Annotated in this window: 20 protein-coding genes and 3 rRNA genes; all 23 read left to right on the forward strand. The window is 65.0% G+C overall.

What is annotated here, in order from left to right; all coding sequences use genetic code 11:
- Window positions 1–1380 (forward strand): 16S ribosomal RNA (locus VFW04_00095); the annotation flags it as partial.
- Between the two features lie 255 nt (window positions 1381–1635).
- Window positions 1636–4607, forward strand: a 23S ribosomal RNA gene (locus VFW04_00100).
- Window positions 4608–4709: 102 nt separating this feature from the next.
- A 5S ribosomal RNA gene (rrf, locus tag VFW04_00105) occupies window positions 4710–4826 on the forward strand.
- Between the two features lie 72 nt (window positions 4827–4898).
- Entirely contained in the window at window positions 4899–5783 is an 885-nt protein-coding gene (gene era, locus VFW04_00110; GenBank protein HEX5177704.1) for a GTPase Era, read from the forward strand.
- Window positions 5780–5947, forward strand: coding sequence for a Trm112 family protein (locus VFW04_00115; protein HEX5177705.1), 168 nt, complete (start codon window positions 5780–5782; stop codon window positions 5945–5947). Before era ends, VFW04_00115 begins: the two co-directional genes overlap by 4 nt.
- Window positions 5948–6151: 204 nt before the next feature.
- Complete coding sequence (locus VFW04_00120; GenBank protein ID HEX5177706.1) at window positions 6152–7117, forward strand: diguanylate cyclase; 966 nt, start codon at window positions 6152–6154, stop codon at window positions 7115–7117.
- A gap of 591 nt (window positions 7118–7708) precedes the next feature.
- Window positions 7709–8149 (forward strand): hypothetical protein, encoded by a 441-nt coding sequence (locus VFW04_00125; GenBank protein HEX5177707.1) that lies wholly within the window; start codon window positions 7709–7711, stop codon window positions 8147–8149.
- 81 nt (window positions 8150–8230) lie between these two features.
- Window positions 8231–9347 (forward strand): peptide chain release factor 2 gene (gene prfB, locus VFW04_00130; GenBank protein HEX5177708.1). Its coding sequence is split into 2 segments (ribosomal slippage): window positions 8231–8293 and window positions 8295–9347, totalling 1116 coding nucleotides; the frame shifts between segments, so codons are not numbered across the junction.
- A complete protein-coding gene (gene lysS, locus VFW04_00135) occupies window positions 9344–10843 on the forward strand; it encodes a lysine--tRNA ligase (protein HEX5177709.1) in 1500 nt (499 codons plus the stop codon). The genes prfB and lysS overlap by 4 nt, the downstream gene beginning before the upstream one ends.
- A complete protein-coding gene (locus tag VFW04_00140) occupies window positions 10840–12090 on the forward strand; it encodes an FtsX-like permease family protein (protein HEX5177710.1) in 1251 nt (416 codons plus the stop codon). The genes lysS and VFW04_00140 overlap by 4 nt, the downstream gene beginning before the upstream one ends.
- A complete protein-coding gene (locus VFW04_00145) occupies window positions 12087–12785 on the forward strand; it encodes an ABC transporter ATP-binding protein (protein ID HEX5177711.1) in 699 nt (232 codons plus the stop codon). The genes VFW04_00140 and VFW04_00145 overlap by 4 nt, the downstream gene beginning before the upstream one ends.
- A 35-nt stretch (window positions 12786–12820) precedes the next feature.
- A complete protein-coding gene (locus VFW04_00150) occupies window positions 12821–13273 on the forward strand; it encodes a UvrB/UvrC motif-containing protein (protein ID HEX5177712.1) in 453 nt (150 codons plus the stop codon).
- Window positions 13270–14355, forward strand: coding sequence for a protein arginine kinase (locus tag VFW04_00155; protein ID HEX5177713.1), 1086 nt, complete (start codon window positions 13270–13272; stop codon window positions 14353–14355). The genes VFW04_00150 and VFW04_00155 overlap by 4 nt, the downstream gene beginning before the upstream one ends.
- A gap of 60 nt (window positions 14356–14415) precedes the next feature.
- Complete coding sequence (locus VFW04_00160) at window positions 14416–16875, forward strand: ATP-dependent Clp protease ATP-binding subunit (GenBank protein HEX5177714.1); 2460 nt, start codon at window positions 14416–14418, stop codon at window positions 16873–16875.
- Between the two features lie 80 nt (window positions 16876–16955).
- Window positions 16956–19358 carry an outer membrane protein assembly factor BamA gene (gene bamA, locus VFW04_00165; GenBank protein ID HEX5177715.1) on the forward strand — a complete coding sequence of 801 codons (2403 nt, stop codon included), beginning with the start codon at window positions 16956–16958 and terminating at the stop codon, window positions 19356–19358.
- A gap of 11 nt (window positions 19359–19369) precedes the next feature.
- Window positions 19370–20023 (forward strand): OmpH family outer membrane protein, encoded by a 654-nt coding sequence (locus VFW04_00170; GenBank protein ID HEX5177716.1) that lies wholly within the window; start codon window positions 19370–19372, stop codon window positions 20021–20023.
- Complete coding sequence (lpxD, locus tag VFW04_00175) at window positions 20023–21093, forward strand: UDP-3-O-(3-hydroxymyristoyl)glucosamine N-acyltransferase (GenBank protein ID HEX5177717.1); 1071 nt, start codon at window positions 20023–20025, stop codon at window positions 21091–21093. Before VFW04_00170 ends, lpxD begins: the two co-directional genes overlap by 1 nt.
- Window positions 21090–22370 carry a bifunctional UDP-3-O-[3-hydroxymyristoyl] N-acetylglucosamine deacetylase/3-hydroxyacyl-ACP dehydratase gene (locus VFW04_00180; GenBank protein HEX5177718.1) on the forward strand — a complete coding sequence of 427 codons (1281 nt, stop codon included), beginning with the start codon at window positions 21090–21092 and terminating at the stop codon, window positions 22368–22370. The genes lpxD and VFW04_00180 overlap by 4 nt, the downstream gene beginning before the upstream one ends.
- On the forward strand, window positions 22367–23143 hold the full coding sequence (lpxA, locus tag VFW04_00185) for an acyl-ACP--UDP-N-acetylglucosamine O-acyltransferase (protein HEX5177719.1): 777 nt from the start codon (window positions 22367–22369) through the stop codon (window positions 23141–23143). Before VFW04_00180 ends, lpxA begins: the two co-directional genes overlap by 4 nt.
- Window positions 23140–24132, forward strand: coding sequence for a Gfo/Idh/MocA family oxidoreductase (locus VFW04_00190; protein ID HEX5177720.1), 993 nt, complete (start codon window positions 23140–23142; stop codon window positions 24130–24132). Before lpxA ends, VFW04_00190 begins: the two co-directional genes overlap by 4 nt.
- Window positions 24125–25240 (forward strand): lipid-A-disaccharide synthase, encoded by a 1116-nt coding sequence (gene lpxB, locus VFW04_00195; protein ID HEX5177721.1) that lies wholly within the window; start codon window positions 24125–24127, stop codon window positions 25238–25240. The genes VFW04_00190 and lpxB overlap by 8 nt, the downstream gene beginning before the upstream one ends.
- A complete protein-coding gene (locus tag VFW04_00200; GenBank protein ID HEX5177722.1) occupies window positions 25237–25896 on the forward strand; it encodes a lysophospholipid acyltransferase family protein in 660 nt (219 codons plus the stop codon). Before lpxB ends, VFW04_00200 begins: the two co-directional genes overlap by 4 nt.
- Window positions 25889–26968, forward strand: a complete 1080-nt coding sequence (locus VFW04_00205) for a tetraacyldisaccharide 4'-kinase (protein HEX5177723.1) — start codon at window positions 25889–25891, stop codon at window positions 26966–26968. The genes VFW04_00200 and VFW04_00205 overlap by 8 nt, the downstream gene beginning before the upstream one ends.
- The last annotated feature ends 5 nt before the right edge of the window (window positions 26969–26973 follow it).

Genomic DNA, 26973 nt, shown 5'->3' on the forward strand with positions numbered 1-26973 from the left:
CGGCCGGGTAATACCGCATACGATCGAGACGAGGCATTTCGACTCGATGAAATCTACGGAGCAATTCGAGGGGCTCGCGGCCTATCAGCTAGTTGGTGGGGTAATGGCCTACCAAGGCAACGACGGGTAGCTGGTCTGAGAGGATGGCCAGCCACATTGGGACTGAGAAACGGCCCAGACTCCTACGGGAGGCAGCAGTGGGGAATCTTGCGCAATGGCCTAACGGCTGACGCAGCGACGCCGCGTGAGGGATGAAGCTCCTCGGAGTGTAAACCTCTGTTGCCCGGGACGAATAGCGGATTTTTCCGACTTGACGGTACCGGGTGAGGAAGCACCGGCTAACTCCGTGCCAGCAGCCGCGGTAATACGGGGGGTGCGAGCGTTGTCCGGAATCACTGGGCGTAAAGGGCGCGTAGGTGGCTTTGTAAGTTTGCGGTGAAAGCCCGGGGCTCAACCCCGGGTCTGCCGTGGATACTGCAAGGCTTGAGTACTGTAGAGGCAGGTAGAATATCGGGTGTAGCGGTGGAATGCGTAGAGATCCGATAGAAGACCGGTGGCGAAGGCGGCCCCCTGGGCAGTAACTGACACTGAGGCGCGACAGCGTGGGGAGCAAACAGGATTAGATACCCTGGTAGTCCACGCCGTAAACGATGGGTACTAGGTGCTTCGGGGAGCGACCCCTGGAGTGCCGGCGCTAACGCAGGAAGTACCCCGCCTGGGGAGTACGGCCGCAAGGCTGAAACTCAAAGGAATTGACGGGGGCCCGCACAAGCGGTGGAGCATGTGGTTTAATTCGACGCAACGCGAAGAACCTTACCTGGGCTTGACATGCTGGGGAAATCGGGGAGAGACCTCCGATGTCCTTCGGGACTCCAGCACAGGTGCTGCATGGCTGTCGTCAGCTCGTGTCGTGAGATGTTGGGTTAAGTCCCGCAACGAGCGCAACCCTCGCGTCCAGTTGCCAGCGAGTAAAGTCGGGGACTCTGGGCGGACTGCCGGTGCCAAACCGGAGGAAGGTGGGGACGACGTCAAGTCATCATGGCCCTTACGTCCAGGGCTACACACGTGCTACAATGGGCCGTACAAAGGGATGCAAAAGCGCGAGCTCAAGCCAATCCCAAAAAGCGGTCCTCAGTTCGGATTGGAGGCTGCAACTCGCCTCCATGAAGCCGGAATCGCTAGTAATCGTGGATCAGCTACGCCACGGTGAATACGTTCCCGGGCCTTGTACACACCGCCCGTCACGCCATGGAAGCTCGGAGCGCCCGAAGTCGGTGTCGGAACTCGCAAGAGACCAAGCCGCCGAAGGCGAGCCGAGTGACTGGGGCGAAGTCGTAACAAGGTAGCCGTAGGGGAACCTGCGGCTGGATCACCTCCTTTCCGGAGCGACGAGTAAGCAACCACCCTCGGGTGGCTGCGGAAAGTCTCTCGGATGTCGCCCGCTTCGTTCAACTATCTCTCACATCGATTCTTTTTTTTCAGGCGGACGCGCCCCGATTGGGACGCGTCGTTTGCCTAACGCTGTTTGACAATCGAAGATGGTGTAGATCGTGGGATGGAATTCATCATTGTGACGACGATTTCGTCATCGCAGATGAAGCGCGCGTGCTCTGCTTGCTGCATTGAACATGATGTAGTCAAGCGAGCGAAGGCATGTGGAGGATGCCTGGGCACACGGAGGCGATGAAGGCCGTGGTAAGCTGCGAGAAGCTCGGGGGAGCGGCACACACGCAATGATCCCGAGATGGCCGAATGGGGCAACCCGGCGGTGTGCGAACACCGTCATCCTGTCGCAAGACAGGAAGCGAACCTGGGGAACTGAAACATCTAAGTACCCAGAGGAAGAGAAATCAACCGAGATTCCCGGAGTAGCGGCGAGCGAAACGGGATGAGCCCAAACCGGAGTCTTCGGACTCCGGGGTTGTAGGATCCACGTTCGACAGTCGCGACGTCAGCTGAAGTCTCCTGGGATGGAGCGCCAGAGACGGTGAGAGCCCGGTAAGCGAAGACTAGGCACGGCTGTTAGTGGAGATCCTGAGTAACGCCCGTCACGAGAGACCGGGCGTGAAGCTGGGGGGACCACCCTCCAAGGCTAAAGACTCCCGTGTGACCGATAGTGAACGAGTACCGTGAGGGACAGGTGAAAAGCACCCCTGTGCGGGGAGTGAAAAAGTACCTGAAACCACATGCCTACAAGCGGTCGGAGGCTGGAATATGATCTTCGGGTCGTATTCGGCTGACGGCGTGCCTTTTGCATTATGATCCGGCGAGTTACTGCTCACGAGCGAGGCTAAGCGGGTATCCCGCGGAGCCGCAGCGAAAGCGAGTCCTGCAAAGAGGGCGTCGAGTTCGTGGGCGTAGACCCGAAGCCAGGGCGATCTACCCATGCACAGGATGAAGCTCGGGTAACACCGAGTGGAGGTCCGCACCGTTGTGGGTTGAAAACCGCTCGGATGATGTGTGGGTAGGGGTGAAAGGCCAATCAAGCCTGGAGATAGCTGGTTCTCCCCGAAATCTATTGAGGTAGAGCCTCAGGGCGGCGTAAGCCGTATGGTCCTGGGAGGTAGAGCGACTGGATGGGCGCGGGCGGCGACAAGTCGTACCAACCCCAACCAAACTCCGAATGCCCAAGGACTGGACCCTGGGAGGCAGTCGGCGAGCGATAATGTCCGTCGGCGAGAGGGAAAGAACCCAGAACCACTGCTAAGGTCCCAGAGTGGCCGCTGAGTATAGCGAAGGAAGTGTTCCTGCTGTGACAACTGGGAGGTTGGCTTAGAAGCAGCCATTCCTTTAAAGAGTGCGTAATAGCTCACCAGTCCAGCGGGAATGCGCCGAGAATGGTCGGGATTAAGCGGCCCACCGAAGCATGGTCTTGTGCCGTTAGGCACAGGGGTAGGGGAGCGTTCCCCGTGCGATGAAGCCCCGGTGGAAACCAAGGGGTGGAGCGAGGGGAAGTGAGGATGCCGGAATGAGTACGCGCCAAGCAGGGTGAAAACCCCTGCCACCGTAAGCCCAAGGGTTCCTGCGCCATGGCAATCAGCGCAGGGTGAGGCGGAGCCTAAGACGAGGCCCCAGAGGCGTAGTCGATGGTAAGCCGGCGAAGATTCCGGCCCCGCCATGTTGTCGTTGATCCCCGATGTGACACGGGAACAAAGGACGAGCGGCCTAGTGGATTCGGCCGTCCAACCGCGTAGGGAGTAATCCCGAGACGGGAGCGCGAGGCAAGGGGGCAACCCCGAACCGAGTCGTCTGGAGTCAACCGGCGAGAAAAGCATCGGGTGGAGACAGCACGGCGTCCGTACCGTAAACCGACACAGGTGGGCGAGGCGAGCAGCCTCAGGTGAGCGAGTGAAACGTGGTCAAGGAACTCGGCATAATGATCCCGTAACTTCGGAAGAAGGGATGCCCTGAAACGTGAACGGCCTCGCGCCGCTAGCGGGTCAGGGTCGCAGCGAATCGGCCCAAGCGACTGTTTAGCAAAAACACAGGTGTGTGCCAAGCCGCGTAAGGCGCCGTATACACACTGACGCCTGCCCAGTGCCGGAAGGTTAAGGGGAGAGGTTCGGGGGTAACCCCAAAGCTTCGAGCCGAAGCCCCGGTAAACGGCGGCCGTAACTATAACGGTCCTAAGGTAGCGAAATTCCTTGTCGGGTAAGTTCCGACCTGCACGAATGGCGTAACGACTTGGGCACTGTCTCGACCACGTGCTCGGCGAAATGGCAGTCTCGGTGAGGATTCCGAGTCCCCGCGACAGGACAAAAAGACCCCATGCACCTTTACTGTAGCTTGTCATTGGACGTTGCACTTCACTGTGTAGCTTAGGTGGGAGCCGTTGAAGCCAGGGCGCTAGCTCTGGTGGAGGCACCAGTGAAATACCACCCTGTGTGATGCGACGCCCTCACCCAGACGGGAAAACCCCGTCGGGGACCGTGGCAGGTGGGCAGTTTGACTGGGGCGGTCGCCTCCGAAAGAGTAACGGAGGCGCGCGAAGGTGCCCTCAGTGCGGTCGGTAATCGCACGGCGAGTGTAACGGCAGAAGGGCGCCTGACGGTGAGAGCGACGGCTCGAACCGCCACGAAAGTGGGCCGTAGTGATCCGGTAGCCCGGTGTGGAGCGGCTATCGCGCAACGGATAAAAGGTACGCTGGGGATAACAGGCTTATCGCGCCCGAGAGTTCACATCGACGGCGCGGTTTGGCACCTCGATGTCGGCTTATCACATCCTGGGGCCGGAGAAGGTCCCAAGGGTCCGGCTGTTCGCCGGTTAAAGTGGTACATGAGCTGGGTTCAGAACGTCGTGAGACAGTTCGGTCTGTATCCGTCGTGGGCGTTGGAGTGTTGAGGGGCGCGGACCCTAGTACGAGAGGACCGGGTCGGACAGCCCGCTCGTGTCCCGGTTGCATCGCCCGATGCATCGCCGGGTAGCGATGGCTGGCGGGGATAACCGCTGAATGCATCTAAGTGGGAAGCCCCCCCCGAGATGAACACTCCCGAGGCCTTGAGCCTCCTAAAGGGCCGGAGAAGACTACTCCGTCGATAGGCCGCACGTGGACGTGGGGTGACCCACTCCGAGCGCAGCGGTCCTAATCGCCCGTGTGGCTTGACTACTCCCAATTCCCCATTCTGCAAGCAGAGCATCACGCTTCATTGATGTCTCCATTCCAAGATCTACACCAACTCCGATTGTCGTTCGCCTAACGTCCGACTTTCGCTGGCGACTAGAGCGTAGGGGCCACACTCGTTCCCATCCCGAACACGATCGTTAAGCCCTACAGCGCCGATGGTACTCCGCCCGAGAGGGCGCGGGAGAGTAGGCCGTCGCCGGCACTCCTTTGAAGCCCCCAGTCGGGAATACTCCCGACTGGGGGCTTCGTCATCTGACCCAATGCCCCTCACTCTATGACCCACGCCGGCATCCTCACCCTCTGCGGGAAACCCAACGCCGGCAAATCCACACTCCTCAACCGCCTCGTCGGCCAAAAGCTCAGCATCGTCAGCTCGAAACCACAATCCACCCGCGACCGCATCCTAGGAATCTTCACGCGCCAGGATCTCCAGGTCGTCCTGCTCGACACACCGGGACTGCTCGACCCGCACTACGCGCTCCAGCGCGCCATGCGCCACACCGCGCGCCGCGCACTCGAGGACGCCGACGTCATTGCATACCTGGTCGATGCAAATGAGCGCAACGTTGCGTCTCTCGTGGACGCCGCCGGCCTGGATGCACCGCCGCGCGCGCCAGTGCTCACCGTATTCAACAAAATCGACGCACTCGACCCGCCGCGCCTGGACGCGCTGCGCGCCCAGCAGCCCGATGCGCTCTTCGTTTCGGCACTCACCGGCGAAGGCATCGATGCGCTCATCGCGCGCGTCGCATCAGCCCTGCCCGAGAGCCCTTTTCTCTATCCCGAAGACGACATCGCCGAGCAACCGCTGCGCTTCTTTGCCTCCGAACTCATTCGCGAGACGGCGCTCGAGCAGCTGGAGCAGGAGGTTCCGTACAGCATTGCATGCACGATCGAGGAGTTTCGCGAGGAGCGTCGGCCCGTGTACATTCGAGCGGTGCTCTACGTCGAGCGCGACAGCCAGAAGCGAATCGTGATCGGCGAGGGTGGGGCTCGGATTCGCGAAATCGGTCGCGCGTCGCGAGAGAAGATCGAGGCGTTGATCGACGCCCCGGTCTATCTCGATCTCTGGGTGAAGGTGCTTCCTAACTGGCGGCGTGATTCCGCCGCGCTGCGACGACTCGGCTTCACGCACACTGATGAGGAGACACGGCCATGAGTCTCTCGCCACAGTTGCTCGAGGTGCTCGTTTGCCCCAAGTGCAAGGGTGAGCTCGAGTACCGGGAACAGGAACAGTGCCTCGTCTGCCACGCGTGTCGTCTTCGGTATGCGATCCGCGATGACATTCCGATCATGCTTATCGATGAGGCGACCGCGATCTGAGGCGGCGTCGCATCGCGGCGCACAAAGAAAATCATCGCGGCCGCCACTCGACGCACATCAGGCGGCCGCATAGTGTATGTGCCGCTTGGAGTTGCGTTCTCCGAGCGGAGATCGTCGAGCAGAGTACTCAATTCCCCGTGTCACCGGCGACGTGCGCGTGTCCGCGTCGCGATCCGGTGCCGAGAGAGCCGAGGACCGCCCAGGGTGGCCCACCCCCACGCCATCTTCTTTTCTCCAGACTCCGGCCGGCCGCCTGAAGGCGTGCGCGGCTGGCTCGCGGCGCGCGGTCTTCCGATCGTCGTGTCGTGCGACGTGGCGGATCTCATGGCTCGCACGCTCCGCGGCCGGCCAACCGTGGTCGTGTTCGACGCACGCACGAACGCGGCGGTGGTGCTCAGTGCGTGCCGACGGCTCAAGAGCGATTCCTACACGGGCGTGGTGCCGGGCGGCGTGCTCACCGGCGATGATGAGAGCGACGTGACGGGAGCGCTCGATGCGTTGGCGGACGAGGTCTTCCCCGCGAGCATGCGGCCGGCTGAAGCAGCGCTCCGATTCGACGCCATGCTGCGCCGCGCGGATCGCGATGTACACGTGCATCCGTCCACCCGGCTTCCCGGCGCGCCGGAGATCGAGTCCGAGATTGGACGACGCATTGCGAGCGGCGAGCCGTTCGCGGTGTGCTACGCGGACCTCGATCACTTCAAGGAATACAACGATCGCTACAGCTACTATGAGGGCGATCGCGTCATTCGCATCGTGGCGACGATTCTCCACGACGTCGTGCGCGGATCGAGCGGCGACGATGGATTTGTCGGGCATATCGGCGGCGATGATTTTATCTTCGTGGTGCCGATGCGTGATGCGGTGGAGATCTCGCGCGAGATCATCGAGATCTTCGATGCACTTGCGCCGTTCCAGTACTCCGAGCAGGATCGGCACGCTGGATATTTCTTCGGAAAGGATCGGCGCGGGCAACTGCACCGCGTGCCGCTGATGACGCTGAGCATTGGCGTGGTAACGACCGAACGCCGGAACTTCACGCATCCAGCGCAGGTCAGCGAGTTGGCCACGGAGATGAAGAGTTATGCGAAGACGCTGCCTGGTTCCGTGTACGTCGTCGATCGTCGCCAAGACCGAGTGGAGTCGGGCGTCGGCGCGTCGGACCACTGAGCTCGGGCGGCGAGCGCGCACCGCGGAGAAGAGAATGGCGCGATGAACGTCGTCTGCCCCGAATGCGGATCGATCTTTCGAGTCGACCCGGCGAAGATACCGCTCGCCGGCGTTCGTGCACGGTGCTCGGTGTGCGGAGGTGTGATCGCCATCGGCGAGCGCGGTCGCATCGACGACGACTTCGCCTCCCCGCAGCCGGCAGCAGCGCACGGCGGAGTGGCGGCGCGAGCAGGTGCGGGAGCGGCGCCTTCGCCGCTGTCGCCGCGACCGGCGACAACCATGCCGACGCCGCCGCAGCCATCGCGCGCGCAAGTCGACGCGTTGCTCTCGGGGATGAGTCGGCGCTCGATGCCCAACGCAGAAAATTCGGCGGCTGCGTCGACGGCGCCCGCCGCGCCAAGCAAGCCACAGGGGTCGGGCGCAGTACCCATCGTGCCGGCGTCACCGCCGGTGCCTGCGGCGGGCGCCGCCGCCGCACCGCGTCCGACCGCTGCGCCTGCCGCACCGTCGCGGCCGGGGTTTCCGTTTTCGCACTCGCCGTCTGCGCCGGGCGCGACCGGCGGTGGACCGGGGCCGAGACCTGCGCCACGCGTGCCGACGCCCGCAGCGCCGGCGCCGTCCGTTGGGCATGCCGGGCCAGCGGCGCCGCAGGCGCCGCCGGCCGGCATCCCCTTCGCCCAACGCCCGCCCGCAGCTCCCGCTTCCGCACCGACCGGTGCGCCCCGCGCCACCGCCCCGGTCCAGCGGCCGTCCACCGGCTCGCGCGCCCCGATCAATCCCTTCCTGTCCAACGATCCCAACGTCAAAGCGAAGCGCCTGGCGCGCGCGTTGGTCTCCGACATTGTCGCGTACTTCCCCGACAAGCATCGCGAAGGACTGCGCAACGGCACGCTGCGCGAGCTCTTTCGTGAAGAGATCAAGAAGAGCTACGAGGAATACGTCGACCAGATGACTCGCGAGTTCGCCGAGAGCACCACCCACTTCCAGGACGCGCTGAACGACGTCCTCGCGGGTGGCAAGCGGATTTTCTGACGAACGGTCGTTGGTCGCAGTAGGGCGTTTCCCATCGTTGGTCTATATTTCCCCCTCGGTCACACACTCAACGGGGAAGTCATGTCAGAATCAGAGCGGGCCCGCCGGCTGCACCATTACGAGGAACGGCTCGGCGAGCTGCGGAGGTATCTTTGACGTCGATGGCAAACGGCGTGAGCTCGAAGCGCGCGAAGCGCGCATGGGCGAGCAGGGATTCTGGGACGACCAGGAGCGCGCACGCGAAGTCATAGCGGAAATCAAGAAGCTCAAGGAAGTCGTCGAGCCGTTCGACACCCTGTCGAACAAGGTGCAGGAGCTGCTGGAGATGGAAGCGCTGCTCGACCAGGAGCCGGACGACTCGTTGTCGGCGGAGCTCGAGCGCGAAGTATCGGCGCTCGACGAGCAGGTGCCGGCGTTCGAAGTGCGGTCGCTGCTGGCCGGCCCCGACGACCGGCGCGATGCGATGCTCGAAATCAGCGCCGGCGCCGGCGGCACCGAAGCGCAGGACTGGGCATCGATGCTCATGCGCATGTACGAGCGTTGGGCGGCGCGCCACGGATTCGCGTGGGAAGTACTCGACATGAGCGAGGGCGAAGAAGCCGGGATCAAGGGCGCGATGATCGAGATTCGCGGGCCGTACGCCTACGGATTTCTCCGTCCGGAGACGGGGGTGCATCGGCTGGTTCGCATTTCGCCGTTCGACGCACAGGCGCGGCGTCACACGAGCTTCGCGTCGGTGTTCGTGTATCCCGAGGCCGACGAGGACATCAACATCGAGGTGCGCGACGAGGACATCAAAATGGATGTCTTCCGCGCCTCGGGCGCCGGCGGCCAGCACGTCAACAAGACCAGCTCGGCCGTTCGCCTAACGCACATCCCCTCGGGCATCGTGGTGAGCTGCCAGCAGGAGCGGTCGCAGTTCAAGAACAAGGCGACGGCGATGAAGATGCTGCGCAACGCGCTCTATCAGCGCGAGGTGGCGGAGCGGGAGAAGAAAAAGGCGGCGATCGACGCGGCCAAGACCGATGTTTCGTTCGGGAACCAGATCCGGAGCTACGTGTTCCAGCCGTATACCATGGTCAACGATCATCGCACCGAGCTCAAAATTCCCGACGTGCGCAAGGTGATGGACGGCGGCATCGACCCGTTCATCGAGGCCTACCTGCGCAAGTTCGGCGCAAGCGTTGGTGCCGCGTGACGTCGGCCGAAGCCAGTGCGGTGCTGCTGGCGCGCCGCGCGAAGCTGGACCAGCTCCTCGAGCGCGGGATCGCGCCCTTCGCCTACCGGTACGAGCGGACGCACGATGCGCGGCAGGCGGTTGCTGCGTTAGGCGACGGATCCGGGGACGCACCGGGCCCCGAGGTGCGCGTGGCCGGCCGCCTCGTCGCCTGGCGCGCCCACGGCAAGACCGCGTTCGCGCACCTGGCCGACGCGTCGGGACGGCTGCAGCTCTATTTCCGCCGCGATGAGTTAGGCGAAGAGCGGTTCGCCGCCCTCGACCTGCTCGATCTGGGCGACGTGATCGGCGCCGAGGGTCCGCTCTTCCGCACGAAGACCGGCGAAGTCACGGTGCGCGTCCGGTCGTTCGAGCTGCTCGCCAAATCGCTCCGCCCGCTGCCCTTCGGCAAAGAAGAAATCGTCGACGGACGGGCGGTGATGCACAGCGGCTTCGCCGACGCAGAGCAGCGATCGCGCCAACGCTATGCCGATCTCGCCGTGCACCCGGACGTGCGCGAGCTGTTCATCGCCCGCTCGCGCATGGTGTCGGCCATCCGGCGATTCCTCGATGCGCGCGATTTCATCGAGGTCGAGACGCCGGTCCTGCAACCACTGTATGGCGGCGCAACGGCGCGCCCGTTCGTCACGCAGCACGAAGCGCTCGACATGCCGCTCTATTTGCGCATCGCCGACGAGCTGTACCTCAAGCGGCTCATCGTCGGCGGTCTCGAGCGCGTGTACGAGATCGGGCACGACTTCCGGAACGAGGGCATCGATCGGACGCACAATCCGGAATTCACCATGCTCGAGTTCTATCAGGCGTACGCGGACTATCGCGACATGATGGGCGTCGTCGAAGCGCTGCTGGTCGCGGCAGCCGATGCGATTCGCTCGGACGCCTCGTTAGCCGAGCGCGTCCCGGTGTTCCAACCGCCGTTTCCGCGGGTCGAGTGGGTACCGGCGCTCAACCATGCGCTCGGCTTCGACGCGATGGCACTCGACGTCGCGGCGCTGCGCAGTGCGGCCGATCGGATCGGCATCGAGCACGTGGCGAGTCTGAGTCGTCCCAAGATTCTGGATGAAATGTTCCAGGCGCTGGTCGAGGCGCAGCTCGACGCGCCGACCTTCGTGATCGATTATCCGCGTGAGTTGTCTCCGCTGGCCAAGCCCAAGCGCGGCGATCCCCGGCTCACCGAACGGTTCGAGTTGTTCGCGCACGGCAAGGAAATGGCAAACGCATTCAGCGAGCTGAACGATCCCATCGATCAACGCGCGAGATTCGAGGCGCAGGCAGCGCTGCGCGCGGCCGGGGACGCGGAAGCAAGCGGCGTGGACGAAGACTATCTTCGCGCTATGGAGTACGGCATGCCGCCGACCGGCGGCGTGGGGATCGGGATCGACCGACTGTTCATGTACCTGAGCGGCACGGCGCACATCCGCGACGTGATTCTGTTTCCAACCATGCGTCCCGAATGAATCGACTCGAGCTGGCGATTGCGTGGCGGTATCTGCGAACGAGGGGCGGCTCGCGACTGTTTTCGTTCATCAGCGCCATCGCGATCGGCGGCGTGCTCGTGGGCGTGAGCGCGCTGATCGTGATCAACGGTGTGATGACGGGCATGCAGACCGATCTGCGCGACAAGATTCTCGTCGGCAGTCCCGACCTGCGCGTGCTGACGTTCGGCGATGATCTCGTGATGCCCAAGTGGCGCGATGCGCTGGCGCGGGTGGTGCACGAGCCGGGGGTTGTGGCCGTCGCGCCGTTCGTCCTAACGCAGGGGCTCGCGCAAGCGGGACACAATTATCCGTCGGCGGTGCAGGTGGAAGGCATCGAGCCCGAAGCGCGCGGCGTCCCGCAAATCACGACCATTCGGCAGAAGGCGCTCAAGGGCGACTTCCGATTCGCGAGCGATGACGGCACCGGACACGGCGCCGTGTTGGGCTCGAGTCTCGCGAATCGTCTCGATCTGACTGTGGGCGACACGTTCACCATCATCTCGCCGGCCGGCGCCAAGTTCAGCGCATCTGTCGGGATGGTCGTGCCGCGGATCTTTCAGTTTCAGGTCACCGGGATTTTCGAGACGGGCATGTTCGAGTACGACGACTCGTACATCTACATCTCGCTGCCGGTGGCGCAGCAGTTCGCGAATCTGGGCGATGCGGTGACTGGGTTGGAAGCGCGCACCACGTCGCGCGAAACGGCCGGCGCCGTTGGCGTACGCATTCGTACGATGCTCGGGTACCCGTATCGGGTGGTCGATTGGCAGCAGCAGAACTCGTCGCTGTTCCACGCGCTCAAGCTCGAGAAGCTGGCGATGGGCGTGATTCTGTTGCTGATCGTGGTGGTCGCGGCGTTCAACATTGTGAGCACGCTCACAATGGTCGTGACGGACAAGACGCGAGAGATAGGGATTCTCAAGGCGATGGGGCTGCGGTCGGCGGCGGTGCTGCGCGTCTTTCTCGTGCAGGGGCTCGTGATCGGTCTTCTGGGAACGGGAATTGGACTCGTGCTCGGTGTGACGGTGGGCGTAGTGATCGACCACTTCAAGCTCATCGCGCTCGATCCGAGCGTATATTTCATCGACCATCTGCCAGTGTCGATTCAGCCGTTGGACGTGTTGTGGATCGTGCTGGCGAGCGTCGCGATCGCCATGTTGGCCACGTTGTATCCGTCTCTGCAGGCGGCGAATCTCTATCCGGTGGAAGCCATCCGTCACGAATGAGCATTGTCGAGGCGAGAGATCTGTCGAAATCGTACGTCGGCGGCGACGGCACGCCGATCCGTGTGCTCGACGGCGTGGATCTCGACGTGGCGCGCGGTGAGATGCTCGCGATCGTGGGCGCAAGCGGCGCGGGGAAGAGCACGTTGTTGCATTTGTTGGGCGGACTGGATCGTCCGACGCGCGGGTTCGTGGTCCTCGATGGCGAACCGCTGCACGGCTTGAGCGACGAGGCGTTGGCGCGCGTGAGGAACCGCAAGGTTGGATTTGTCTTTCAGTTTCACCACCTGCTGCGGGAGTTTTCGGCGCTCGAGAACGTGATGATGCCGTTGCGTATTGCGGGATGGGATGCGAAGCGGGCGCGTTCGCGCGCCGAGGAATTGTTGGCGAGGGTGGGGCTCGAGGGGCGGATGACGCATCGGCCGGCCGAGCTGTCGGGGGGCGAGCAGCAGCGCACCGCGGTCGCGCGTGCGTTAGCCATCGATCCCAAGGTGGTGTTGGCGGACGAGCCGTCGGGCAATCTCGACAACGCGAACGCCGAGCGGCTGCACGAACAGTTCGTGGCGCTCGTGCGGCAGCTCGAGATTGCGATGGTGGTGGTGACTCACAATCGCGCGCTGGCGGCGCGTGCGGATCGGACGCTGTTGCTGGACGGCGGTCGGCTGCGCGAGACGGATGTGCGAGAGGTCGTAGCCTGATGTTGTGCGACAGCTGCAAGGAGCGGGATTCGGTCGTGACGCTCACGCGGTCCAACGCCGACGGCGTCGTGACGGAAGAGCACCTGTGCGAGCGCTGCGCGCTGGAGCGCGGCATCGAGACGCACATCACGCAACCGAAGCAGCCGCTGGCCGATTTCATCGGCGCGCTGCACAAGCAGCTGCCGGCGTCGCCGCACGACAGCGGACGGTGTGGGTTCTGCTCGGGGACGCTGCGCGATTTCCGCAGCACCGGCCGGTTAGGCTGCCCCTACTGTTACACGACCTTCGAGGCCACGCTGCGCGACTGGCTGCGCCGCATCCACGGCACGTCGAAGCACGTGGGCAAGCGCTACCAACCGCCGGTTCCGTTAGTCGAGGAAGGCGCGACGGTGTTGGCCGAGCTGCGCGACCGCTTGCGTCGGGCGGTGGAGCAGGAGCAGTTCGAGGAAGCGGCGCGTCTTCGCGATCAGATCAAGGTGTTGGAATGACGTTGGACCTGTCGCTGCTGCCGGACGGCGGCGTGAGTTGGCTCGATGCGTCGGGCGATCACGCGGGCATCGTGCTGTCCACGCGCATCCGTCTCGCGCGCAATCTCGAGGGCTTTGCCTTTCCGGGTCGCGCGCGCGACGGCGAACGATTGCGGGTGTTATCGCGGGTGCGCGAGGCGGTGGGCACGGCGCCGAGTCTCGAGCATCACGTGCTCGTGCGCGTGGACGATCTGCCGAGTGAAGACCGGCTGCTGCTCCACGAGCGGCATCTGGTGAGTCGAGAGCTGGCCGGGTTGGATCCGCAGCATCCTGTGCGCAGCGGCGCCGCCGTGTTTCTCGGGGCAGGGACAGGCGTCATGGTAAATGAAGAGGATCATCTGCGACTGCAGGCGCTGCGCTCGGGGTTCGCCCTGTCCGAAGCGTACGCCGCGCTCGAGCGGATCGACGAAGAGCTGGGCGCGACGGTACCCTTCGCCTACCACCAGGAGTTCGGGTTTCTCACCTCCTGTCCGACCAACACGGGAACCGGAATGCGGGCTTCGGTGATGATTCATCTACCGGGGCTCAACGCCACAAAAGAGATTTCGAAGACGTTAGCCGGTTTGCAGCAGATGGGATTGACGTACAGAGGGCTGTACGGTGAGGGGAGCGAAGTCGTCGGGAATTTCTTTCAGATTTCCAATCAGACGACGCTTGGGCGGTCGGAGGATGAAATCATCGACCAGCTGATGTACGTGCTGCGCACGGTGATTTCTCGCGAAGAGGATGCGCGGCGTGTCTTGCTTCGCGACGCCGGTTATATTATTGAGGACAAGCTCTGGCGAGCTTATGGCACCCTCCGGTACGCACGAAGCCTCACGTTCGACGAGGCGATGAGTTACCTCAGTGGCGTACGACTGGCCGTTGGATTGAAACTGATCACCGGCCTCAGTGTATATACCCTCAACAAGCTCCTGATTTTTTCCCAATCTGCGCATCTGGCACAGGCCGAGGGGAGAGCGCTCACAGACAGTGAGGCAAACCTCGTCCGCGCACGATATGTGCGACAGTTGCTGGCAGAAGAGGCAGGGACGAACGGCTGACCCGACGCAGGGCTGTCCGGCACTGAGGGACCTATGAACGGCTACAACTTCACTGAGCGTGTGCGAAAAGTTCTCGCGATGGCTCGCGAGGAAGCCGCACGTCTCCACCATGAGTACGTGGGGACAGAGCACATCCTGCTCGGCCTCATCCGGGAGGGTGAGGGGGTCGCTGCGGCCGTTCTCCAGAATTTGAGCGTGGATCTCGACGAGATTCAGCAGAAGATCGAGGAGACGGTCAAGAAAGGCAAAGCAGCGCAAACCACCGGGCCTGATCTTCCCTACACATCGCGGGCGAAGAAGGTACTCGAGCTCGCCATGAGCGAGGCGAGGGAGCTCAACCACAGTTATGTGGGTACGGAGCACCTCCTGCTCGGATTGTTACGGGAGGAGAAGGGCATCGCGGCGCAGGTACTCACCGATACAGGCGTCAATCTGGACGCCGCGCGGGCGGAGACGCTGCGCCTGTTGGGCACGGAGATGCCGGCTGGAGGTGCCACGGCTCAGGCCGGCAGCCCACCGGCCCCGCAGCAGGCGAAGGGCGAGAAAAAGTCGAAGACGCCGGCGCTCGACCACTTCTGCCGCGATCTCACGCAGCTGGCTGGCGAAGGCCAGCTCGATCCGACCATCGGCCGTGCGAAAGAGATCCAGCGCGTGATGGAAGTGCTGACGCGCCGCAAGAAGAACAACCCGGTGCTCATCGGCGAGCCAGGGGTGGGCAAAACGGCCATCGTCGAAGGGCTGGCCCAACTCATCGCCAACGGCGAGTGCCCGGAGTCGCTGCGCGACCATCGCGTGCTTGCGTTAGACATGGCGGCGGTGATCGCCGGCACGAAGTATCGCGGCCAGTTCGAGGAGCGGCTCAAGGCGGTCATGAACGAGATCGCGCAGAACAAGAACATCATCTTGTTCATCGACGAGCTGCACACGCTGGTTGGAGCGGGCGCGGCCGAAGGCGCGATCGACGCGAGCAACATGCTCAAGCCCGCGCTCGCGCGCGGCGAGCTGCAGTGCGTCGGCGCGTCCACGCTCAACGAGTATCGCAAGTACATCGAGAAGGACGGAGCGCTCGAGCGGCGCTTCCAAACGGTGATTGTCGATCCACCTTCGGTGGAGGAGACCGTAGAGATCCTTCGTGGTCTGCGCAAGAAGTACGAGGACCATCACCACGTGACGATCCCCGATACGACGCTGGTGACCGCCTCGAAGCTCTCCGAGCGGTACATCACCGACCGGTTCCTGCCCGACAAGGCGATCGACGTGATCGATGAGGCGGGTGCACGGGCGCGACTGGCGGCGCAGGCGCCGCCGCCGGAAGTGGCGGAGCTCAAGGGCAAGCTCGAGGAAGTGAACGTCGAGAAGGAATCCGCCGTTCGCGATCAGAATTTCGAGCGCGCGGCCGCGCTGCGCGACAAGGAGCGTGAGCTCCAGGGCGAGATCCGCCGCAAGGGCGAAGAGTGGGAGAAGCACCGCCAGTCGTTCCGGCCAGTGTTAGGCGAGGAGGAAATTTCCTTCATCGTCAGCCGGTGGACGGGCATTCCCGTGACGCGCTTGCAGGAGGCCGAGAGCGCGCGACTGCTGCGCATGGAAGACGAGCTCCACGCGTCGGTCGTCGGGCAGGATGAGGCGATCAAGGCGCTGTCCCGCTCCATTCGCCGCAGCCGGGCCGGTCTCAAGGATCCGGCACGCCCGATCGGGTCGTTCATTTTCTCGGGGCCAACGGGCGTCGGGAAAACCGAACTGGCGCGTGCGTTAGCCAAGTTCCTGTTTGCCGATCAGTCGGCCTTGATTCGCGTCGACATGAGCGAGTACATGGAGAAGTTCTCCGTGAGCCGGCTCATTGGCGCGCCTCCGGGCTACGTTGGCTACGAGGATTCGGGGACGCTCACCAAGGCCGTGCGTCGCAAGCCATACAGCGTCGTGCTGCTCGATGAGATCGAGAAGGCGCATCCCGACGTCTTCAACATCCTGTTGCAGGTGTTGGACGAGGGGCACCTCACGGACAACTATGGTCGCGTGATCGACTTCAAGAACACCGTCGTGATCATGACGTCCAACGTGGGCGCGCGCGACATCACCAAGAGCAAAGGGTTGGGCTTCGCGGCGCCGGACGATCGCGAGAACTTCGATCGCATTCAGGAAAAGGTGAAGGAGGAAATCCAGCGGGTCTTCAATCCTGAATTCCTGAACCGGTTGGACGACGTCATCGTGTTCCACCCGCTCAACAAGGAGCACATCTCGCAGATCGTGGGCATCCTGTTGCGCGAGGTGCAGCGCCGGTTGTCGGACGAAGAGATCACGCTCAAGCTGTCCGGGCCGGCCAACGACTTCCTCAGCACCCACGGGTACGACGAGCATTTCGGGGCGCGTCCGCTCAAGCGGGCCATCCAGAAGTACGTCGAGGACCCGCTGTCGGAGAAGATTCTGATCGGGGACTTTGCGAAGGGCGATGAAGTCGAGGTAGACGTATCACCCGACGGGTCGAAGCTCGATTTCAAGGTGCTGAGCAAGACCACCACCTGACCGGCCCGCCAGGAGCCACAAATAAAAACGGCGGAGTGCCCAGTGGGGCATTCCGCCGTTTCGTGTGTATCTTATAGGCCATGTTTCGACGACTGTTTCTGCCCATCGCCCTTTGCACGGTGACGGCCGGGGTGCATGCACAGGCCTCCGGCCCATGTGCAACGCCCGATTCCGTGATCATCCGGGGCAACAGCCGCGTGTCGACGTCGACGGTGCTCTCGGACATCGGGATTACGAAAGGCGATACACTCAATTTCCGCGTCCTGCAGCGCGCCATCCGCAACCTGTATGCGACGGGGCAGTTCAGCACCGTACAAATGAGCTGCGAGATGGGGACGAGCGGACATGCGGCGGCTGTCTTTACCGTCGTCGAGCGTCCGCTCCTCGGCCATTTCTCGGTGCAGGGCGAGGACGTGATCGGCGAGGGGGCGCTGCGCGACAAAATCGAGCTGCTGTCCGGCAAGCCGATCGACCCCTCGTTAGTCGCACGCGCCGTGGAGCGCATCGACTCCATGTACGAAGCCAAGGGGTATTACCTGGCGAGCGTGCAGCCGGAGAGCACGGTGTCGAACGGATTCACGAACATCACGTTCAAGGTGAGCGAGGGCCGGCGGCTCGCGGTGTCGGGTGTGCAGATCGACGGCGGGAAGAAACTGCCGCCGGCCGATGTGGTTGGCGCGATGAAGACCAAGCCGGAAGGATTCTGGTTCTGGCAGAAGGGCGAGTTCGACGAGGACAAGTTCCAGGCGGACATCAACGACCGCATCCCCAAGCTGTATCAATCGAACGGCTTCATCGACTTCCAAGTCCAGAAGGACACGCTGCTCGTGGACAAGCAGAACGGGAAGGCGATGGTGCAGGTAAACGTGAAGGAGGGGCCGCAATACCACGTCGGGACATTCGAGGTGGTGGGAAACCGGCACTTCTCGACGGCGGACATTGACCGCTTCTATCCGTTCGTCCCGCGGTCGCCATCGTTAGGCGACAAGGTGAAGGGCCTGTTCGGCGGCGGGTCGAGCGACGAGAACGTGTTCGATGCGGCCGCCTGGAACGATGCCACCGACAAGCTGCGCACGGCGTACGCGAACGACGGCTACATCTACGTGCAGATCCGCCCGGTGATCGAGCGGGAGGTGAGCAAAGACTCGGTGCCGACGGTGAATCTCCGCTGGGAAATCGCGGAGGGCTCGCCGGCGACGATCAACCGGATCGACATCGCGGGCAACGACTACACGTCGGATCAGTGCATCCGGAACGCGTTAGTCATCTTGCCGGGCGACGTGTTCAGCCAGGACCGCCTGATCCGCAGCTATGAGAACATCCAGAACCTGGGCTTCTTCGAGTCGCCGCTGCCGCCGCCCGAGACGCCCCGTGTGAACGACAAAGGCGACGTGGACGTGGTCTTCCACGTGAAGGAGAAGCACACCGGGAGTGTGAACTTCGGCGCGTCCGTGGGCGAGGGCACGGGGCTGGGCGGATTCATCGGGCTCGATCAGCCTAACTTGTTCGGCTTGTGCAAGAAGGCGTCGGTGCAGTGGCAGTACGGCAAGTACGTGAACGACTTCCAGCTGAGTTACACCGACCCGTCGATTCGCCAGACGCGCATTTCGGGAACGGCGACGGCGTACAGCACGTATTCGCGGTACCTGATTGCGGACCTCGGACAGAGCCAGGCATCGGGTGGATCGCTGCAGTTGGGCTTCCCCGTACACGGCTCTCCGTTCACGATGTTCTTCGTGTCGTACGGCGGCGAGGCGGTGCGGTTCACCGGCGGTCTGGCGTCGCGCGACACTGCCATCGATACGCGGCAACACTTCCGGTCGACCGTTGGTTTTCAGTTGACGCACGACAACCGCATCGACCTGCCGTTCCCGTCGGGCGGATCGCTGCGGACGATCGACGCGCAGTTCAACGGCGGGCCGCTGGGTGGCACGTCGAGCTTCCAGCGCTACACCACGGAATTGCGTAACTATTCCACCCTGGCGCAGTGGGGCGGCAGTGCGCTGGGCTCGCAGTCGATGAAGCTCGTGTTCGGGCTTACGGCTCGGGCCGGCATGTTGTTTGGCGACGCGGGGCCTTTCTTCTATTCTCAGAAGTTCGCCATGGGCGGCACGCAATACGGCGAGCAACTGCGCGGTTACGAGGAATTTTCGATCACGCCGGCGGGATTCGTACCCGGAACGAACAGCAACGCCACCGTCCAATCCTTCGGAAACGCATTTTTCAGCACGACAGCCGAGCTCGGCGTTCGCTTCAATTCCATGCTGTACTCGGACCTCTTCTACGACGCGGGGAACGTGTACGATTCGCCGCGTGACTTCGATCCGACGCGGTTATTCCGGGGTGCCGGCATCGGTGTCGCGATCGTGACGCCGCTCGGGCCGCTTGGCCTCGATTGGGCGTATGGGTTCGACCGGGTCGACGTGAACGGGCGCCCGGATCCGAAATGGATGCTGCACTTCAAGCTCGGACAAATTTTCTAACCGGAGTCACAATGCGTTCGTTTGTCCATGCCGCGCTCTCGGCGCTGGCAATCTCCACCCTCATGGCTGGAACAGTGTTGGCGCAGGGAGGCACCGTGTCGCCGCCGGCGAGTGCGTCGAGCGGCACGATCAAGATCGCCTACGTCAACTCGCAAAAGATTCTGGCCGAAGTGCCCGGCCGCAGTGATGCCGAAGCGCAGATGCAGAAAGAGATGGAGGGCTATCGCGCCGAAGTGCAGAAGATGAGCGATTCGCTCAACGCCATCGTCTCGGCGTACAACAAGGCGGAGCCGACGCTGAGCGCGACGGCGAAGGCGACGCGGCAGAAGGACATTCAGACCAAGGAGAGCGCGTACCAGCAGCGGGTGCAGCAGCTCGAGCAGCAGGCGCAGCAGCGGCAGGCCGAGCTCATGCGTCCGATCATGCAGCAGATCAACAAGGTGATCGAGCAGATTCGGAGCGAGAACGGCTACGCGATGGTGTTCGACGCCGGGAATCAGTCCGGCGTGGTGGTGGCGGCCGACTCGTCGCTCGACATCACGGACAAGGTGATCCAGCGACTGAAGGCAGCCGGTCCGGTGTCGACGACGCCGCAGAAGCCGCCGGCTGGACCCACGGACAAGCCGCTCGGCGCGTCGCGATCGCCGGATCCCAGCAAGCCGTAATGCCCAACGACGTGACGCACATGCGCCTCGGCGATGAGAGAGAAGAAGGCCCTTCACTCACCGCCGAGGCGATTGCGCGTTTGGTAGGCGGTACGATTCGGGGGAACGGCGGGGCGCGCGTGCGCGGTGTCGCGCCGTTGGACCGGGCGACGACCGACGATCTGAGCTTCCTCGCGCAGCCACGGTACGCGGCGCTGTTCGAGCGGTCGCAGGCCGGCGTCGTGCTGGTGGCGCCGGATCTCGCCGATGCGCCGGGCGCCGCGGCGTGCCGGATCGTGGTGCGGCAGCCCCACGAGGCGATGCTGCGCGTGCTGCCCGCGCTCTATCCGCCGCCGCCGCGGGAATCCGGCGTGCACGGCACGGCGGTCATCGGCCGCGGCGCTCGGTTAGGCGCCGGCGTGGCGATCGGCCCGTACGCGGTGATCGGCGACGGCGTGCAGTTGGGCGAGGATGCCGTCGTGGGCGCCCACACGACGATCGGGGCCGGCGTGACGGTGGGTGCGCGAACCTGGCTGGCCGACGGCGTGACGCTGTACGCGGGCACTGCGTTAGGCGAACGCGTTCGGGTGCACGCGGGAACGCGCATCGGGTGCGACGGGTTCGGTTACGTGCCGGGCGAAGATGGCCATCGCAAGATTCCGCACGTCGGCCGGTGCATCATCGGCGACGATGTGGAGATCGGCGCCAACTCGACCATCGACCGCGGGAGCGTCGATGACACGGTGATCGGCGCCGGAACGAAGATCGACAACCTCGTGCACATCGCGCACAACGTGCGCATCGGCCGGCTCTGTCTCATCATGGCGCAGGTGGGCATCGCGGGATCGGTGCACATGGGCGACGGGTGCATTCTCGCGGGGCAGGTGGGGGTGAGCGGGCATCATGACATCGGCGCCGGGGCGCGCCTGGCGGCACAGGCCGGGGTGTTCGGCGACATTCCCGCGGGACAGACCTGGTCGGGCTACCCGGCGCGTCCGCACGGGGAGCAGCTGCGCGCGCACGCCGCGCTGTACAAGTTGTCGGGGCTCATGCGGCGCATCGAGAAATTGTTGGAGCGCGACACCGGGTGAGCGACCAGCGTCATTCGATTGCGCAGGCGGTGTCGCTCGAGGGGATCGGACTGCATCTCGGGCAGGCGTGCCGACTCACGTTCCGGCCGGCGGAGGCGGGCACGGGCGTGGTGTTCCGTCGCGTGGATGTCTCGGGGGAGCCGACGATTCCGGCGCGTGCGGACTTCGCGGTGCTGAGCGACCGGCGGACGCAGCTCGGCAGCGGGCCGGCGGCGCTGCACACGGTGGAGCACGTGCTGGCGGCCGTGGCGGCGCAGGACATCGACGACCTGGTGATCGAGATGGACGGGCCGGAGCCGCCGATTCTGGACGGCAGCGCGGCGCCGTACTTCGATGCGTTAGGCAGGGCGGGGATTGCCGATCGCGGCGGGGCGGTGCAATATCTCGCCGTCACGCGCCCGATGTCGGTCAAGTGCGGCGAGTCGAGGTACGAGGTGCTGCCGGCGCCGTCGTTGTCGCTCAAGGTGACGATCGACTTTCCGCATCCGCTGATCGGCCGGCAGACGTTGGACATGGGCGTCACGCGCGATTCGTTCGCGCGCGAGCTGGCCGGCGCGCGGACGTTCGGATTCACGCGCGAGGTCGAGATGCTGTCGCGGATGGGCTTGATCCGCGGGGCGTCGACGGCGAATGCGCTGGTGTTGGACGACACGGGGCTCGTGGATGCGGAGCTCCGTTGGGCGGACGAGTTCGTGCGGCACAAGACGATGGATTGCGTGGGCGATCTGGCGCTGGCCGGTGCGCGGGTGCGGGCGCGCGTGATCGCGGTCAAGCCGAGCCATCGCGGCACGGTCACGCTGGTGCAGCAGATGGTCACGCAGGCGAGCCGGGAGGGCGAATCGCGGATGCTTGGGATCGAAGACATCATGAAGGTGTTGCCGCACCGATATCCGTTTTTGCTGGTGGATCGCGTCCTCGAGATGGAGCCGCGGAAGCGGATCGTCGGTATCAAGAACGTGACGATGAACGAGCCGTTCTTTCAGGGGCACTTTCCGGGGCATCCGGTGATGCCGGGCGTGCTGATCGTCGAAGCGATGGCGCAGGTGGGCGGCATGCTGCTCATGGGCGCGGTCGAGGATCCGGAGAACAAGATCGTGTACTTCATGTCGCTGGACAACGTGAAGTGGCGGAAGCCCGTTCGGCCGGGCGACCAGCTGCGGTGCGAGTTGGAGATGGTCCAGATTCGCGGGCGCGTGTGCAAGATGCGGGGGCTGGCGAAGGTCGAGGGCGACCTGGTGTGCGAGGCGGACATGGCGGCGATGGTCGTCGACCGATGAGCGCGCGCATCCACCCGTCGGCGATCGTGTCGCCCGATGCGCAGTTGGGCGACGGGGTGGAGGTGGGGCCGTGGGCCGTGATCGGTCCGTCGTGTGTGTTAGGCGACGAGTGCGTGGTGGCGGTGCGCGCGGTGCTCGAGCGAAACGTGACGCTGGGCGACGGCGTGCGCATCGGCATCGGGTCGGTGATCGGCGGCGACCCGCAGGATCTCAAATTCCAGGGCGAAGAGACGCGCGTCGAGATCGGCGATGGGACGGTGGTGCGCGAATATGCGACGATCAACCGCGGCACTTCGGAATCGTTCAAGACCTCCGTTGGGCGCGACTGCTTCATCATGACGTACGTGCATCTGGCGCACGACTGCCACGTGGGCAACGGCGTGATCATCTCGAACGGCACGCAGCTCGCGGGACACATCACGGTCGAGGACCGCGCGATCATTTCCGGGCTGTGCGCGATCCATCAGTTCGTGAAAATCGGCACGCACAGTTTCATCGGCGGCGCGTCGCGGGTGCCGCAGGACATTCCGCCGTATCTCAAAGCCGTCGGGAATCCGATCAGACTGTACGGGCTCAACAGCGTCGGCTTGCAGCGCGCGAACTTCGAGCCGGCGGTGCTCCGCGAATTGAAGCGGGCCTATCGGCTCGTCTTTCGCTCGGAGCTGAACGTGTCGCAGGCGATGGAGCGGGCGAACACGGAGCTCGAGATGTTCCCCGAGGTGCGGCACTTTCTATCGTTCGTGGACGGCAGCGGCCGCGGCGTGGCGACGTGAGCGCGCCGCGCATCGGCGTCGTCGGCGCAGGGAGCCTGGGCTACCACCACGTCCGGCTGCTGCGCGAGCTGCCTAACGTAGACTTCGCGGGCTTCTACGACATCGACGCGACGCGCGTCGCCGCGGTGCAGGCGGAGCTCGGCGCCACCGCGGCGCCGTCGCTCGCGGCGCTGCTGGACCGCGTGGACGCCGTCACGGTCGTCGTGCCGACGCCGGCGCACCACGCCGTCGCCAAGCAGGCGCTGGCGCGCGGCGTGCACGTGCTGATCGAGAAACCGATCGCGACCACGCTCGACGAAGCGGACGACCTGCTGGCGACCGCTCGCTCGACCAAGGCGCTGGTGCAAACGGGACACGTCGAACGGTTCAATCGCGCGATCCGCGCCGCGCTGCCGCACATCGCCGAGCCGCGATTCGTCGAGAGCAATCGCCTGGCGCCGTTCAATCCGCGCGGATCCGATGTCGCGGTGGTGCTGGATCTGATGATCCACGACATCGACCTGGTGCGCACGCTCGTCGGCGGACAGGTGACCGAGCTGGCTGCCGCGGGCGTGCCGGTGTTGACGCCGTCGGTGGACATCGCCAACGCGCGGTTAGGCTTCGACTCCGGCGCTGTGGCGAACATCACCGCGAGCCGCGTGTCGCGCGACCGGTTCCGCAAGCTGCGGATCTTTCAACGCAGCGGGTATCTGTCCCTGGATCTCGCGCAGGGGACGGGCGAGTTCTACCGGCTGCGCGACGATCTCAACGTGGCGGCGCTCGCCGCCGCTCCGCGGCAGCTCGAGGACTTCATGGAGCGCGTGCCGCTCGACGCGCCGGCGGGCGAGCCGCTCCGCCTCGAGCTCGAGAGCTTCGTGGCCGCGGTGCAGGGTACGCAGCCGGTGCTGGTCAGCGGCGACGACGGGCGCGAGGCGCTCGCCCTGGCGCTGCGCATCATGCGTGCGATCGAGCGATCGATGCCGGTGCTCGCCGGATCGCCCGGTGCGTGAGGTGCTGTTCGTCGCCGGCGAAGCGTCCGGCGACCTGCACGCGTCCGGAGTCGCCGAAGAGCTGCGCCGCCGAGTGGCGGATCTGCCGCTCGCGGGCATCGGCGGCGCGCGCATGGAGCGCGCAGGCGTTCGCCTCATCGAGCACACCGACCGTCTTGCGGTGATGGGGTTTTTCGAGGTGCTCAAGCACGTACCGCGGCACTACGTCCTGCTGGCCGCGCTCAAGCGGCGGCTGCGGTCCGGCGCGGTGGGTCTGGTGGTGCTGGTCGACTACCCGGGCTTCAACATGAAAGTCGCCGCGGCGGCGCACGCGGCGGGCGTGCCGGTGCTCTACTACATCACGCCGCAGGTGTGGGCGTGGGGCGCCGGTCGCCTCCGCGCGCTGGCGCGGACGGTGACGCGGGCGGCGGTGATCCTGCCCTTCGAGGAGGCGCTGCTGCGGTCGCACGGCGTGCAGGCGACGTTCGTTGGGCATCCGCTGCTCGACCGCGCGGCGGCGTCCATGCCGTCGCGCACGGCCGCGCGCCGCGCACTCGGCCTAACGGACGCGGAGCGCGTGCTGGCGCTCTTTCCGGGAAGCCGCGCCCAGGAGATCGCCCGCCACCTGCGGCCGTTCCTCGACACGGCGCGGATGCTCGAGCGGCGGGTGCGCGGTCTGAAGGTGGTGGTGAGCGTTGCGCCGGGCATTGCGCTCGACGGCGCGCGGTCGCCGTATCCCCTGGTGCAGGACTCCTCGTTCTCGGTGTGGCGCGCGGCGGATGCGGCGCTCTCGAAGAGCGGGACGTCCACGCTCGAGGCCGCGGTGGCGGGGTGTCCGTTGGTGGTTGCCTACCGCACCGGCGCGGCGAGCTACGCGATCGCGCGGCGCGTGGTGACCATCCCGCGGATCGGGCTCGTGAACGTCGTGGCCGGCGAGTCGCTGGCGCCCGAATTTCTGCAGGACGCGGTGAATCCGGCCGCGATGGCGGATGCGATCGAGCCGCTGCTCGACCCGAACAGCCTGGCGCGTGCGGCGCAGGTGGCCGGACTCGCTCGCGTCCGGGACAAGCTCGGCACGCCCGGCGCGGCGGCGCGCGTGGCCGACATGGCGCTGGCGCTCGCGCAATGACGGCCGCGGCCGTCGACACCCGGCGCGCGCGCCGCCGCGCGGTCCTCAGTTGGTTAGGCGGCGGCCTCCTGCGGGTGCTCGCGCGCACGTGGCGGATCCGCTACGTGAATCGCGGCGCGCTCGACGCGCTGCGCGCGGCCCGGCAACCCGCGATCCTCTGCCTGTGGCACGGCGAGATGCTGCCGCACCTGTGGGCGCACCGCGGTCAGGGCATCACGGTGCTCATCAGCGAGCACGGCGACGGCGAGATCATCGCGCGCATCGCCACTTCGTTAGGCTGCAAGACCGTGCGGGGATCGTCGTCGCGCGGCGCCGACCGGGCATTGTTAGGCATGTGCCGCGCCGTGGACGGCGGCGGGGACGCGGCGTTCACACCCGATGGCCCGCGCGGACCCGCACATACGTTCGCGCCCGGCGTGCTCATCGTCTCCCAACGCACCGGGGCGCCGGTCGTTCCGCTCGGCGCCGGCGCGTCGCGCGCATGGCGTCTCGCGAGCTGGGACCGGTTTCTCATCCCCAAGCCGTTTGCGCGCGTGACCATCGCCTACGGTACGCCAACTATCGCCGACGCGGGGAGTGCGCGCGAGGCGGTGAGCCAGGCCCCGCGCTTCGAGGCGCTCATGGCGGAGACCAACGCGGTAGCAACGCGTGATTGATCCGCGCACGACGGACCACGTCTGGTACAGCGACGACGCGCGCGCACGCGCCGCACGCGCCTTGCTATGGCCGTTCGCGGCCGTGTATGCGGGCGCCGTCGCCGTGCGCGGCGCGCTCTTCGATGCCGGACTCGTCGAGCAAGTCAGGCTGGCGCTTCCCAGTGTGAGCGTCGGCAATCTCACGGTCGGTGGAACGGGGAAGACTCCGACTGCGGCGTGGCTCGCGGCGCGGCTCGTGGAGCGAGGCGCGCACCCGGCGATCGTGATGCGCGGATACGGAAGCGACGAGCCGCTCGTCCACCGGGAGGTGAATCCCGAGATCCCGGTAGTGATCGCGGCCGACCGAGTAGCAGGCGTGAGGCGCGCTCGTGCCCTCGGCGCCGACGTTGCGGTCCTCGACGATGCATTTCAGCACCGCCGCGCGCGGCGCGATGCGGACGTCGTCCTCGTCAGCGCCGATCGCTGGCGGCTTCCCGCGCGGCCGCTGCCCGCGGGACCATGGCGTGAACCATTGAGCGCGCTGGCGCGGGCGTCGATGGTGATCGTGACACGCCGCGCCGTGCCGGATACGGTTGTGGCTGCAGTAATAGGCGAGCTCGGCCGCTCGTGGCCGGACTTGCCGACGGCTGTTGCGTCGCTGACGCTCGGCGACCTGCATCGTGTGAGTGGACCAGAAGTCCGCCCGCTGTCGTCGCTGCGCGGCGAGCGCGTCTATCTGGCGGCCGCCATCGGCGATCCGCTCACGCTCGTGGCGCAGCTTCGGGCCTCAGGTGCAGATGTCACGCTCCACGCCTTCGAGGATCATCATCGGTTCACCGACGATGACGTCACCGCTGTCCAGCGCGGAGCAGGCGAGACGCGTCTCGTCCTGTGCACGCTCAAGGACGCCGTGAAGCTCGCGCCGCTCTGGCCTCGCGCGGCGCCGTCGTTGTGGTATGTTTCCCAGCAGTTCGCGCTGGAGTCCGGGCAAAGCACAGTGGATTCTCTTCTTGCCTCACTGCTCGATGCGCGACGCGACCAACCCGGAGTGCGGCCGCCCGCGTTGGGCCATCCGTCCTTACCAAACTCATGACAACC

It is taken from the genome of Gemmatimonadaceae bacterium (genome assembly GCA_036273715.1).
Classification (GTDB): domain Bacteria; phylum Gemmatimonadota; class Gemmatimonadetes; order Gemmatimonadales; family Gemmatimonadaceae; genus JADGGM01.

What these genes read in the sequence shown, in the direction of transcription:
- era (HEX5177704.1), top strand. Translation starts at nt 4,899, where the DNA reads ATGACCCACGCCGGCATCCTCACCCTCTGCGGGAAACCCAACGCCGGC.
- VFW04_00115 (HEX5177705.1), top strand. Translation starts at nt 5,780, where the DNA reads ATGAGTCTCTCGCCACAGTTGCTCGAGGTGCTCGTTTGCCCCAAGTGC.
- VFW04_00140 (HEX5177710.1), top strand. Translation starts at nt 10,840, where the DNA reads ATGAATCGACTCGAGCTGGCGATTGCGTGGCGGTATCTGCGAACGAGG.
- VFW04_00145 (HEX5177711.1), top strand. Translation starts at nt 12,087, where the DNA reads ATGAGCATTGTCGAGGCGAGAGATCTGTCGAAATCGTACGTCGGCGGC.
- VFW04_00155 (HEX5177713.1), top strand. Translation starts at nt 13,270, where the DNA reads ATGACGTTGGACCTGTCGCTGCTGCCGGACGGCGGCGTGAGTTGGCTC.
- bamA (HEX5177715.1), top strand. Translation starts at nt 16,956, where the DNA reads ATGTTTCGACGACTGTTTCTGCCCATCGCCCTTTGCACGGTGACGGCC.
- VFW04_00170 (HEX5177716.1), top strand. Translation starts at nt 19,370, where the DNA reads ATGCGTTCGTTTGTCCATGCCGCGCTCTCGGCGCTGGCAATCTCCACC.
- lpxD (HEX5177717.1), top strand. Translation starts at nt 20,023, where the DNA reads ATGCCCAACGACGTGACGCACATGCGCCTCGGCGATGAGAGAGAAGAA.
- lpxA (HEX5177719.1), top strand. Translation starts at nt 22,367, where the DNA reads ATGAGCGCGCGCATCCACCCGTCGGCGATCGTGTCGCCCGATGCGCAG.
- VFW04_00200 (HEX5177722.1), top strand. Translation starts at nt 25,237, where the DNA reads ATGACGGCCGCGGCCGTCGACACCCGGCGCGCGCGCCGCCGCGCGGTC.